Source organism: Phyllobacterium sp. YR531 (assembly GCF_000282595.1).
Classification (GTDB): Bacteria; Pseudomonadota; Alphaproteobacteria; order Rhizobiales; family Rhizobiaceae; genus Phyllobacterium.
Map to the genome: position 1 here is coordinate 153,427 of NZ_AKIZ01000035.1, position 13,447 is coordinate 166,873.

8 protein-coding genes are annotated in these 13,447 nt (G+C 51.6%); 6 read left to right on the top strand and 2 right to left on the bottom strand.

Features of this window, described 5'->3' with window-relative positions; all coding sequences use genetic code 11:
• Nucleotides 1–3: 3 nt before the first annotated feature.
• Both PMI41_RS18590 and PMI41_RS18595 read left to right on the top strand, forming a co-directional pair.
• Nucleotides 4–267 (top strand): hypothetical protein, encoded by a 264-nt coding sequence (locus tag PMI41_RS18590; protein ID WP_210160787.1) that lies wholly within the window; start codon nucleotides 4–6, stop codon nucleotides 265–267.
• Nucleotides 268–276: 9 nt separating this feature from the next.
• Nucleotides 277–936: a hypothetical protein gene (locus tag PMI41_RS18595; protein WP_008127444.1), complete on the top strand. Its 660-nt coding sequence runs from the start codon at nucleotides 277–279 to the stop codon at nucleotides 934–936.
• Between the two features lie 156 nt (nucleotides 937–1,092).
• Here the strand turns inward: PMI41_RS18595 and PMI41_RS18600 are convergent, their stop codons facing one another.
• A complete protein-coding gene (locus PMI41_RS18600; protein ID WP_008127446.1) occupies nucleotides 1,093–2,028 on the bottom strand; it encodes a cyclase family protein in 936 nt (311 codons plus the stop codon).
• Nucleotides 2,029–2,341: 313 nt separating this feature from the next.
• On the opposite strand from PMI41_RS18600, the gene PMI41_RS18605 reads away from it, so the two are divergent.
• Nucleotides 2,342–5,302, top strand: coding sequence for a GH92 family glycosyl hydrolase (locus PMI41_RS18605; protein WP_008127448.1), 2,961 nt, complete (start codon nucleotides 2,342–2,344; stop codon nucleotides 5,300–5,302).
• Between the two features lie 113 nt (nucleotides 5,303–5,415).
• A complete protein-coding gene (locus tag PMI41_RS18610; RefSeq protein ID WP_008127449.1) occupies nucleotides 5,416–8,478 on the top strand; it encodes a GH92 family glycosyl hydrolase in 3,063 nt (1,020 codons plus the stop codon).
• 37 nt (nucleotides 8,479–8,515) lie between these two features.
• On the opposite strand, the gene PMI41_RS25575 is transcribed toward PMI41_RS18610, so the two are convergent.
• Complete coding sequence (locus PMI41_RS25575) at nucleotides 8,516–9,982, bottom strand: calcium-binding protein (protein ID WP_008127450.1); 1,467 nt, start codon at nucleotides 9,980–9,982, stop codon at nucleotides 8,516–8,518.
• Nucleotides 9,983–10,546: 564 nt separating this feature from the next.
• On the opposite strand from PMI41_RS25575, the gene PMI41_RS18620 reads away from it, so the two are divergent.
• Together PMI41_RS18620 and PMI41_RS18625 are read left to right on the top strand one after the other, a co-directional pair.
• A complete protein-coding gene (locus PMI41_RS18620; protein ID WP_008127451.1) occupies nucleotides 10,547–12,073 on the top strand; it encodes an altronate dehydratase family protein in 1,527 nt (508 codons plus the stop codon).
• Between the two features lie 177 nt (nucleotides 12,074–12,250).
• The gene (locus PMI41_RS18625) at nucleotides 12,251–13,441 is read left to right on the top strand and encodes an extracellular solute-binding protein (protein ID WP_040855907.1); all 1,191 of its coding nucleotides are present in this window, start codon (nucleotides 12,251–12,253) and stop codon (nucleotides 13,439–13,441) included.
• Nucleotides 13,442–13,447 lie beyond the last annotated feature (6 nt).

The following is a 13,447-nucleotide window of genomic DNA, read 5'->3' on the forward strand; positions in this document are numbered from 1 at the left end:
TTCTTGCAGATCACGGCAGCCTACGTTGTTGGTGCCACGTTTCAAAAGGGCTTTCTGTTAGAGTCGCTTGTCATTCTCATTGCCAGCATCATATCGGTATTCGCCATCCACACGAACTCAAGCGTTGGCACAATGGTTGTTGCCGGTTATGAATTGATAAAGAACGGTAAGCCAACCTTGTTCATGTACATTTACAAGTTCGCGTTTGTCTATATTGCCTATATTGCGTGGAGAGTGTTTACGGCTCCCAAGCCACTGAGTTTCTAGGGGGTCGAATTGGCAAAAGCTTCAATCTCTCCAGAGAAAATTGCAACGGTGGTATTCGATGACGGGGTGACGTTCTCATTCCCGACCGGCATTGATCCAAAGGCGCCGAGTACAACTGAAAACTGGCATTACTACGAAGTGAACAGAAAAATGCCGACAGTTATCGCGAGTAACAGTCAGTGGGCTCCGGCCAGGGTCATGGCAAAGTATCGTTTCGAACTTCAAGATGTATGGATGGCGCTGCGGGATTACCCGGCGCTTGAGTATACAAATAGTGGGAAAGCCGACGATATGGGAGATCCTGTCAAGACAGGAGATGTCACGCAAGTGGATCTTTTTGGGCCTGTCGTGCACATTGTAGATGATGCGAAAATGGTGCTTATCAACAAGACACTGCCATCGCATACCCTTCACGAAGGGTTTGTTGCCAGGCATATTTATGCCGTGTCGCCTCACGTCATACAGTTGAACAGTGTTGGATTTGGTGTTGGTGCCTATGCCAGAATAAATGAGTTTGGGTCTCAACCGGTTTGGGGCAACGTATCAACAAATACAATCCGTACCATAGCATCCAGATATTATAAGCAGAGAACAGGGCAGGACTCACTTGTCCTGCCGAAAAATCCGGCATTCGGGTCCATACCAGAAATTTATGACGGACAGCGTTAAATTGCTGCTTAATCAATTGGCGACCTATTAATTAGGTGGGTGAACCTTGGAATCACCGGAGATTCCAAGGTTTTGGGACAAATTCCGAGCAGCTTTACCAATGGCGGGCAGCCCGCCGACCACACATTTCTCTAACCGGCGCCAGAGCCTGCCTTCTCAAAGAGTCGGCCTGAACACGCCATTCGCGTCGCGTTTCAGTGGCGCCGTCTGCTTTGCCAGTGGCGCGCCCGGTGCATCATTGATGGAAACGCCTTCTTTCCAGTCCGATGGAGCGATGGCGATATAGCGCGCATAGCCGCCTGAACCGCCAAGCGGCTTGGCAAAGCCGATCGTGAGGAGCGCGCCTGCTTCGGGAACTTTGTCGAGATTGGCAACGCCTTCGGCCTGCGCGAAATCATTGTGTAGAAGCCAATGTTCACCCTCAAGATTGGGCGTGGTGTCGGTATCGAGCGGCTCATGACCATGGAAAAGGATTTTCCGCTCAAGATGCAGGAATTTCAGAGCATCCAGACTGACGCCGGGGAAAGGCTTTTTGTTGAACCGTTCTGCATCAGACCATTTCTTGTACCAGTCGGACCTTACGAAAACCACGGAGCCTTCCGGAATCCTGCCATGCCTGGCCTCCCAAGCCTCGATATCGTTGATTTGCAGATGATATCCCTCATCGCTTGCCACCTTGCCGCTAATATCAATCACGACGAGTGGACGCACCGCATAGGTCGCTGGCAGGTCACTGATAGATGCACCCAGCGGGTTCCAGTGAGAGGGCGGATCAAGCTGCGTCCCGTACTGATCTGTCGTCAAATCATAGGCACTGGCCACAAAGCCGTGTTTCTCATAGGTGAATTCTTCGCCAGCCCTGACATAGCCCTCAATGTCCTGCCCGGCCACTGCGGGTTTGAACTTTGCATTTGCAAAACCTGGCCAAACCGGCTGTTGAGGCTCAAAGGCATGCGTAAGGTCAATATATTTCGACGACTTCAATGTTTCGTCGTAGAAGTTCCACAGGGACGATCCTTCCGCAAATACAAGACATGGCAGCGATAGCACCCCAAGAAATACAGTGCTCGCAAGAAAATGTTTTATTTTCATCTCATCCCTCCATCTGAAAATTGCTGAGGTAAAAACTACTTCTATTCGCCAACAGAGCAAGCAAATGTGTGTTCGCGAATGAACGTTTTTGTAGAAACGTCTCGCAGTCATTCTGCGGTTATTGCCGTGTCAGGCTTAGACTTTAGGTGAATTGACACCTGAACCTCGGAAGAAATAATGAGGGTCAATCTAATCGGTTTAGATCGGCTTGGGGAGGAGCACGATTTGTTTGACGGATCTGCAACCGATCACGCGCTTAAAGCGCGTTTCTTGATACTTGAAACATTTCAGAAAAATACATTTGGGAGGAACCATGTTTTTCAAACGCACATTTGTGGCGGTGCTTCTTGGCACCACCATGCTTGCCGGGTGCAAGGGTGAGTCAGACGATAAGAGTTCAGGCGTGCCGCAAGGCACCTTTGATGCGCTGGCGGCCAAGGTCGATCAGCTGCAGAGCACACCCGAAACATGGTCAGCCACTTTGGCCAGGTTGGAGGAGCGCATTGCAGCGGCGGAAACCGATGCGAAAGGCTTCAAGGCCATGAACCTTGAAGTGCTTGTGAAGGATGTGGCTGATCTGAAATCAAAGATGCGGGCGGTGGACGATAATATTGCTGCCCTGCAAGGCCTGCAAACCCGGCTGACTGCGCTGGATGGCAAGATCGACAAGCTCGAGAAAACCTCTTTGTCACCGGAGGAGCTTGCCAAGGTAAGTGGACTGGACGACCGGCTCAAAACGCTGGGCGACGATCTGACAAAGGCGATTGGTACGAAGGCAGAGCTTACCGGACTTGCCGCGCTGGACGCGGAGGTTGCGAAGCTGAAAACCGACAAGGCGAATGCAGCCGATTTCGGTGCAACACAGAAGTCAGTCGATGACAGGCTGGTAAAGCTCGAGACGGCGGCAAAGGGCAGTGAACGGTCTGTGGCAGATTTCCAGGATCGCCTTGCCACGCTCGAAGCCGATGTCGAAACAATCCTGCCGGAAGTGCGGAAGGATATTGCAGGCCTGACGAAGTTTGTTAATCCGCTTATTGGATCTGGTCAGGTTCCAAAGTCCGACACTGGGTCGGGCGAAGATCTGCTCGGCGGCTTCGTCAATCCCGGAGCAAAGGTTCCCTTCGGAATGGTTTCCTGGGGACCTGAAACAGATTCTATTCCAAATACATGGTCGCCGCGTGGCTATCACTATGAGACGAATGCCATTAATGGATTTCCGATGATCAACCTGAATGGTGTTGGTTGCGGAACACAAGCGCCATTCAAGGTGCAGCCCGTAGCTAAAGCAACCGATCTGAATGCCACGTTCAGTCACGCGAATGAAACTGCAACGCCCGGCTATTATCGAGTGCAATTCGACAATGGCATTGAAACAGAGTTGTCCGCCACAACACGTACTGGATCGGGGAAGTTCACGTTTCCGGCTGGTTTCGGTGCTCTTCTCAAATTCAATATCAGCAATGCGACTATAGATACGGCAGCGCGCACCATATCCGCTTCAACGTCAGGTGGCGGCTTTTGCGGAAGCCACTCTTATACGATTTACTTCCATGCCAAGTTTGATCAACCTTTTACAGCAAACAGTTCAGGGTCTGTCCTGACGTTCACGCCGCAAGCGGGAGCCAAAACCGTTATTGGCATGAAGGCTGGCGTTTCCTATGTCAGCAAAGCCAATGCCAAGGAAAATCTGGAGGCGGAAAGTGCCTCGCTGACTTTTGACCAAGTGCGCAAGAATGCCGACGATGTCTGGAACAAGCGCCTTAACAGTATTCAAGTCACAGGTGGGAGTACGGATGACAAGACAAAGTTTTATACCGCACTATACCATACCTTCTTTGCGCCTTCTGTATACAACGACGTTAATGGTCAGTATCAGAGCTTTGATGGAAAAGGCACCATTGAGAAGGTGGAAGTCGGCCGGACCCATTACACCACTTTTTCAAGTTGGGATTCCTATCGCTCGCTTGCACCATTACAGGCCTTGCTGGCTCCCAAAGAAGCAAGCGACATGGCGCAATCGCTTGTAAATGACGCCAAACAATGTGGCGGCGTTTTCCCGATGTGGGTTGATGGCAATTCCAACAGCAATGTTATGCCAGGAGATGGCGCGTCGATCATTGTCGCTCAGAACTATGCTTTTGGTGCAACCGGATTTGATACAGCCGCAGCACGGCAGATCATGCTCGACATGGCGCTCGGCAAGAAGACACACTGCCGGGGTGTAGAACCGCTTCCATACGTGAAAAATTACATCAAGCATGGCTATCTGGCGATTGGTGAAGGTCCCATGGCCTATGGCGAAAATACTCCCGCCTCAAACACGCTCGAATATGCCAGTACCGACTTTGCCATATCGCGTTTTCTGACGGCATTGGACAAGAAAAACAGCCAGATTGTTGCTGGCGCTATTACCGATGATGCTGCAAACCTTTTGAAACGCTCAGGAAACTGGAGCAATCACTTCAATCCGGAATGGCAGAAAGTTACCGGGCAGCCCTACCCGCAATTGCAGCCACGCAACGCTGATGGGACATGGCCAGCTTATGTAGCAGCTCTTTATCCAAATGGTAAGAAAGCTTACAGGGAAGGCAACGCCGAACAATACACTTACATGATCCCTCATGACATCCGTGGCCTGTTCCGCATGCTTGTGAAGGACAAGACATCAGCACCGGATTCCGAGGCAGATGCACTTGCCCGCCTCGACACATTCACAACCCATCTCGCGGGCGGTGAAAAGAAGCCTTATCTTTGGGTTGGCAATGAACCGTCATTTGCCACACCTTTCATGTATAATTGGACCAGTCAGCCCTATAAGACGCAAGCGCTGGTTCGGAGGGTGCTCAACGAACTCTTTGGCAACAATGCTCAAGGGCTGCCAGGCAATGAGGACGAGGGCGCACTTTCCGGTTGGTACGTATGGGCCGCATTGGGACTTTATCCGGAAATTCTGGCAGAACCCGGATTGACTTTAACCAGCCCGTTATTCTCCAAGGCAACGATATGGCAGGACGATAAACTGCTTGTGAAGCTTACTGCATCAGGCACGCCTGCCCAATATGTTCAGAACGTGCAATTGGATGGCAAAGTACATGACAGCACATGGTTGCCAATTGATCTGGCAAAAGGGCCTGTGCGGTTGAACTTTGAGCTTGGTAATAAGCCCAGCTGCTGGGCTAGCAGCCCGGCTCTGAAGGATGTGCCACCCTCTTTTGCCCCCGATGGGTCACAGACACCACTGCTTCTGCCAGATGCAAAATGCGCGCTGCCATAAAAATTGACGCTTGAGTGCCCGTCCAGACCGTTCGAGCGCTTTCAAATCCGGTGCAGCTAAGCCGGATTCATTCTCACATTTACCATTTCTATAAAATACATTTGGGAGGAACCATGTTTTTCAAACGCACATTTGTGGCGGTGCTTCTTGGCACCACCATGCTTGCAGGCTGCAAGGGGGATTCAGACAACAAGCCCGCCGATACGTCGAGCAAGGCTGACGCAGCCACTGTAGCAGAAATATCGCAAGGCACGTTCACTGCGCTGAATACCGAGTCGGACAATTCGCGAGGGACCAACAAACAATTTCAGGAACGGATCAACGAACTCAAGAGCGTTGCCGATGCTGATATTGCTGCGCTGCAAGGCCTTCAAACCCGGCTGACCAAGCTTGATGAGACCATAAGCGAGTTGGAAGCAACCTCTTTGTCAACGGAGGAGCTTGCCAAGGTTCGGGGGCTGGAGGAGCAGTTAAAATCCCTGAAAGACGACTTTGCAAAGTCGCTTGCTGCCAATGCTGAATTTACCAGCCTCGACAAGCTGAATGAGCAAGTCGCGAGGCTGGAAAATGGCAAAATCGGCGCGGTTGAATTCAGCGCAACGCACAAAGCTGTTGATGCCAAACTGACAGCTCTGGAGGCAGCGGCAAAGACTGGCGAACTGTCGGTCGCAGATATAAAGGATCGCCTTACCAAGCTTGAAGCCGATCTCAAAACACTCCTGCCAGAAGTCCGCGAGGACATCGCCGGACTGACGAAGTTTGTTAATCCGTTTATTGGTACGACCCTCGCGGAAGTTGCCGAGAAGAATCCCCATTCAGGCAACGTCAATCCTGGCGCACAGACGCCCTTCGGGATGGTTAGTTTTGGCCCTGATACGCGTGGTAGTAATAACGCTTATGGATATGGCTCCGGTGGCTACCATTACCCTGATAAAGCTATCAAAAATTTCAGCATGACACATCTGAATGGTCCGGGTTGCCGTGGTCAGGGTGCGGTGGCCATGATGCCAACTGACGATCTGACGAGCTTCGTTCTTACCGGTGCCAATTACAGCCATGCAAATGAAACCGCCGAACCCGGCTTTTATAAAGTTGCATTTGATAACAATATCGTCAGTGAGTTAACTGCGACAACACGCACAGGCATGGCGCGCTTCAGCTGGCCAGATGCAACCAAGGCTGTTTTGGTCATTGATTCAAAGCAGTCCAACAATTTCCGGGTTCCTGCAGGCGGGGACAATGGTTCAACGATTGCTTTGTCGGCAGATCATAAATCTGTTTCTGGTAAATCCGTGGTCGCCGCATTCTGCGACGGAACATGGCTGAAACCCGTTTATTTTTATGCAACCTTCGATAAGCCGCTCCATGCTGCCACTAGCTCGGAAAGCAAGGGTGCTGCGCGTTTGCATTTTGATCTCCAGGACACTGAAAAATCCGTACAGGTCAAGATCGGCATTTCCTCGGTTAGCGTCGAAAATGCCAAATTGAATCTCGAGGCTGAAAACAAGAATCTATCATTCGAGGCGCTGAAAGCGCAGGCTTCAGCGGAATGGAACAAGCGTCTTAATACTATTCAAGTCGATTTGGCCAAACCAGATGAACTTGCCAAAGTTTCTGCTGCTCAACTGCCGGCAGCCAAGACCCATCTGACAAAGTTCTACACTGCGCTTTATCGCGTTTATAGCGGCCCAACTGTTTATAGTGACGTAAACGGTGAATACCGCAGCATGAAGCAGACGGCTCCTTTCCCAGCGAAGGATGCATTACCTGTTCGAGCGACAGACAATGTATCCAACTACAAGTTCAAGCTGAATGGTGAGGAGGCCGGTTACAATACCCATTATTCCGGTTTCTCCATGTGGGATACATATCGTTCGCAGGCGCAACTTATTGCGCTTGTCGCACCAGACGAAGCCAGCGAAATGATGCAGTCGCTCGTCGCCGATGCAAAACAGTGTGGGGCAATACCTCATTGGGTAGACGGCAGCGACGATACGATTCCCATGCAGGGTGATCACGGCCCTAATGTTGTGGCCGGCTCCTATGCGTTCGGTGCACGCCATTTCGATATCGAATCCATGCGCACTTTCATGAAGCAGTCTGCTTTCAAGGATGACAGTGCTTGCAACAACAAACTGAGCGTTGGCCGAAATGATAATATGCCTGTTCTGCCAACATATAAAAAACTGGGTTACGTTCCAGCGAACTTCCCACAAAGTAATCCATGGCATGCAGGCTCAGCAACTGTGGAAATGGTTACATCAGATCGCTCGATTGGCGCATTCCTGAAGGCATTACCGACAGCAGCATCGGATAAACTCGAAATCGACGACTTGCTGACAGGGGCTGCAGGCAAAGTGGCTCGCGCCTCCAATTGGATCAACCTGTTTGATGATACAAAGAAAAAACTTGAGTTGAAAGATTTCAATGGAGCATGGGTGGCATCAGCATCCAAGACGTTCCACGAGTCAACGGAAGAGAATTATATCTGGGCGTTCGCCCATGACTGGTCTGCTTTGATTGAAAAACTTGGTGGCAAGAGCGTAGCAATCGACAGGCTGAACAAGCTCTTTGTTTTTTCGAGCTTCACAGGAACTGAACCAAGCGGCCACCAACTCAATAGCGGCGAAGGCGGAACGACCTTCTACATCGGTAACGAACCCGCATTTCAGACTCCGTGGGCGTATAACTGGGCGGGCTCACCGAAACATGCCCAGTATGTCATCCCGATCATCATGAACAAGACCTTTACGACCAATCCAGGTGGTATTCCCGGCAATGATGATATGGGTGCTACATCCACCTGGTATGTTCTCGCAGCTCTCGGCCTCTATCCCGTCATCCCGTCAGAAGCCGGATTTGCTGTCTCGACGCCACAATTCTCCGGCATCAATCTGTGGCTGGGTAATGGCAGGAAACTTCGCATCGAAACGGACAAACAGGCATTGCTTGATGATACCCGTTATATTGAACAGATGAAGCTTGATGATGCCGTGTATTCAGGAACATGGCTTCCGCTTGAAAAGATTGCGAAGGGTAGCAAGCTGAGTTTCACACTGTCCAAGCTGACCACAGAATGGGGTGCAGCACCGGAACTTACACCACCCTCCGGACCAAATGCCGATTACAGCAAGGCAACAGCCAAGCCGTTACCCGGCCCGCAAATAATCCAGTAAAAAGAAAAAGGGCCGCCTAAATAGCGGCCCTTTTGCTCTAGAGATTGAAGTCGTTTGCCGACCAATCATGATCCGTATCGTTGACGGCTATGATCAGATCAGCAATCCCGTCACCATCGCTATCGGCCTCGATTTGCAGATAATGCGTGTCAGTGGCGTGTTCAGGCACAACAACGCGCAGTTCACCAGCAGTGCCGGTAAAGCCGCTTTCACCAATGAAATGGTAAGGCTGATTGCCGGCAGTCCCTGTATCCGCATCAAGCCGGCTCAGGTCGATCTTGTCGCCATCGGCGGCATTGAAGTCGGTAATGCGTGCAGCATATTCATGGTCCGAACCGGCAAGGCCACGCCCGAGTGTGTCGAAGAGAAATGTATCTGCTCCTGCGCCGCCACTGAGCCAATCATTGCCGCTGCCGCCATTCAGGACATCATTGCCGTCGCCCCCGTTGAGCCGATCATCGCCAGCTCCTCCATAGAGCGCATCATTGCCTGAGCCACCGCGAAGAAAATCATTGCCATCCCCGCCAAGCAGCGTGTCATTGCCGTTGCCGCCATCAAGCCAGTCTGTACCTGCGCCGCCATTCAGCTGGTCGTCGCCAACATCGCCGCTGATACGGTCGTCACCCGAGCCGCCGAATACCTTGTCGTTGCCGTCACCACCATAAACCCAGTTCGCACCACTGCCGGTATGAACTTCGTCATCTCCCGCACCGGCATCAATCCAGTTGGTTCCGTCTCCACCATCGATGGAATCATTGCCGTTACCACCGCTTATGCGGTCGTCACCTTCGCCGCCATTGAGGACATCATTGCCCGCGCCGCCGATCAACGTATCATTGCCTGAGCCGCCACGCAGATAGTTGTCGCCGGTTCCACCATTCAGGTAATCATTGCCGGTTCCGCCATCGAGCCAGTCATTACCATTGCCGCCGAGCAACTGATCGTCGCCCTCGTCGCCGCTCAAGCGATCGTCGCCATTGCCACCGTCAAGAATATCGTTGCCGCCGCCGCCGAACGCATAATCCTCACCTTCGCCGCCCAGCAACCGGTCATCGCCCGCACCGCCGTCGAGCCAGTCACTGCCGGCACCGCCTACCAGTGTGTCATTACCCGCGCCGCCGCCGAGGCCATCATCGCCGTCGAGACCTGCAATGACATTGTCTCCGGCATCGCCCGAGATCACATCGTTGAAATGCGAGCCCACGACATTTTCAAAGCCGACAGCAAGCCGGTCACCTTCCGCATCGCCGTGCCAGCCACCCAGTGCGCCAGAACCTTCAAATCCACCGAGGCGCACCATGACGCCTTCCTTTGAACCGGCATAACCGAGTGTGTCGATGCCTTCATTTCCGAACAGCAGATCGGTTCCGCTGCCGCCTTCAATATACTCGTTGCCGCTACCACCGAAGATAGTGTCATCACCATTATTGCCGATGATGATCTCGTCAAGGCCGTTTTCCGGATGAATGTTCAAAAGGTCGAGCAGGGATTTGTTAAGCGCCATGGCAGTCCTCGATTTGGAGAGTTTCTCTCGGAATAAATTTGGATATATTTGCGATATGAACTACAAAATTTTCTATATTCCAACTGAATTTTTCATGACAAAGCATGTTAGAAATATAGCCGCAATATATTTCAAAAGTTGAATTAAAATATATTTGGAATTTGCCTTTTATTTCAATAATTTTGAGGTGGAGTAATTAGGAGTACGGTTATGCTTCGCCATAATCATATCTTGAAAAAATTTTGGCACTGCTGTCGTTAAAGGGTCTATGCCGTCGGTTAATGGCTGATGTTGCATGCTCAAAAGATCAATCGTGATCCCCCTTGTTGCAATCTGGTTCCGAGTGAATTGACGATGGGATCGAGCATTCTCGTCGCAATTGTGAGTAAAATCTGCAATTCTGCTATTAAAATTACTACCAGTGGGTGCAATTTGGTTGTCTGCAGTTGAAATACGTTATTCGCGGCGCACTCTGCGGCCAAACAAGGTTTGCTGTTTCATCTTGACACATTGCAACCCAAGGTCGGGTGAATTAATATATTAATTGACCAATTGGAGAGTTTTATGGACACCCTCACTGCACCGAGGCATTTGCGCCTGCATGCCAGCGATAATGTCGTTGTGGCTGTTGATACGTTTCAGGCAGGGCAACTCATTGAGAATGTTACTGTTTCAGATCGCGTTCCGAGGGGGCATAAACTGGCTTCCCGTCTGATTGGAATGGGTGAGCCGGTACGCAAGTTCGGTCAGATCATTGGTTCAGCATCCAAGCAGATCGAGCCGGGGCAATGGGTGCATGAGCATAATCTCGACTACAGCAATTTTACCCGCGAGCCTGATGCCGCCCATGCAGGCTCGTCTCATGGCGTTGTGCCAATTGGCCAACGTGCTGTTTTTGAAGGGTTTCGCCGCTCCAATGGCCGTGCCGGGACCCGCAATTATATCGGTGTCCTGACCTCCGTAAACTGCTCCGCATCGGTGGCACGTTTCATCGCGGAAGCCGTTCAAAAGTCTGGCATACTTGACGAATATCCAATGATTGACGGCATTATTCCTCTGGTTCATGGCGGTGGTTGCGCCTTGGATGTCAAGGGTGAGGGTTACGAGGTTCTCAAGCGGACTCAATGGGGCTATGCCACTAATCCCAATATCGCTGCGGTGCTCATGGTTGGCCTTGGCTGTGAAGGCTTCCAGATCGGACGCTGGAAAGAGGCCTATAATATCATCGAAAGCGATACGTTCCGCAGCCTGACAATTCAGGAAGTTGGTGGCACCCGCAAGACCATGGAAGCAGGCATTGCTGCCGTGCGCGATATGCTGCCGACCGCTGCCAATGTGAAGCGCGAAACCATCCCCGCATCAGAACTGATGCTGGCTTTGCAGTGTGGTGGTTCGGATGGGTATTCCGGCATCACGGCCAATCCTGCCTTGGGCGCCGCCGTTGATCTTCTCGTTCAGCAGGGCGGTACTGCCATTCTTTCGGAAACGCCGGAAATCTACGGAGCGGAGCATCTTCTGATTGAACGTGCATCGAACCCCGAAGCTGTCGAGCGCTTGCAGTCGGTTATCGCCTGGTGGGAAGATTATACTGCACGTAACCGAATGGAAATGAACAATAATCCGTCGCCGGGCAACAAGGCTGGCGGCTTGACGACGATTCTGGAAAAGTCGCTTGGCGCTGTTGCAAAGTCCGGCACCACGCCGTTGGAAGCAGTTTATGGCTATGCCGAAACTGTTACGGCGCGAGGTCTTGTTTTCATGGACACACCCGGATACGACCCGGTTTCAGCTACCGGCCAGGTAGCCGGAGGTGCTAATATTCTCGCCTTCACAACAGGGCGTGGTTCCGCCTATGGATGCAAGCCAACGCCGTCGATCAAGCTCGCAACCAACACCCCGATGTACACCCAGATGATTGAGGATATGGACATAAATTGCGGCGATGTCCTTGATGGTGTTTCCATTAAAGACAAAGGCCGAGAAATTTTCGAACATATCCTCAAAATTGCTTCCGGTGAGCGCAGCAAATCCGAAGCTCTGGGCTATGGCGATGCGGAGTTTGTGCCATGGCAGATTGGCGCGACGATGTAAGATTTCTCGAGAAAAACTGAAGAATTCAAGGGAGCTTCGGCTCCCTTTTTGTTGCGCAATGTATAATTCAGGTAAATCCCAAGGCGGGTTGCTTTTCATTTAAGTAATATACTAATATGATTATTCTTGCTTTGGGAGAAACAAGAATAATCGGGCATTTCTGGGAGGAAAATAATGATCCGAATTAACAGAAGACAAGCAATTGGAGGGTTGGCCGGGCTTGCGGGAGCGAGTGTCCTGCCGCGTTTTGCTTTTGCACAATCATTGCCTTTGCCTTCATCCCCGGTAGCGCTCAATATCATTGACGTGGCTGGAAACCTGCAATTGACGCAGGCTGCAATCGAAAAATTTGCCAAGGAAAATCCAGCACTTATATCGAAAGTGATCTTCTCTCGCGCGCCATCGCCTGAGCTTCCCGCCAAGCTCAAGGCGCAACAGACAGCCAACCGGGTTGATATTGATCTGGTGCTGACCGGACCGGGCGCCATGTCAGATGGTATTACGCAGGGGCTATGGATCGACGTCTGGACAAAGTATCCGGACCTGCTGCCAAAAGCGGATGAAATCTATCATGAGAAGGCGCTCATGATGCAGAAGAATTTTGGTCAGAATGAAGGTGTGGCGGTCGTCTATTCACCGTCGGGGCCGCTGTTCGAATATGCACCCGATCGCGTCAAGACTGTGCCAAAGAATGCGGAGGAATTGCTCGCCTGGGTCAAGGCAAATCCCGGCCGGTTCTGTTATGCGCGGCCGGTCAATTCGGGCCCGGGTTGGACGTTCCTCATGGCCATGCCCTACATTCTTGGCGATAAAGATCCAAGCGACCCCATCAATGGCTGGGAGAAGACTTGGGCCTATCTGAAAGAGCTTGATCAGGGTATCGATTATTACCCGCCGGGCACGACGGCGACGATGAAGGAATTTGCAGAAGGTACGCGGGATATGGTCGTGTCAACCTTTGGCTGGGATATCAATCCGCGCGTGCTTGGCGTCGTTCCAAAGGAGGCGGAAACCTTCGCGCTTGATGGTACGCATTGGGTCCCGGATACGCAATTCATGTGCATTCCGCGCGGTGTGGGCGACGATAAGGTCGCTGTTTTGCTCAAGCTCATGTCCTATATGCTGGAGCCAGCGCAACAGGCCTATACCTATGACAAGGGCTACTTCTATCCCGGTCCCGCTGTGAAGGATGTTCCCCTTAATCTGGCCCCGCAAGAAAGTCAGGATGTCATCGCCGAGTTCGGCCGTCCGACCTATGAGGCTTTGATTGCGAAGTATCCGGTAGAGGCGCCGCTCAAGCCGCAACTGCTTGTTGCAGCATTTGAAAAATGGGACCGGGAAGTCGGTGCCAACAAGATGAACAAGTAGCGGAAA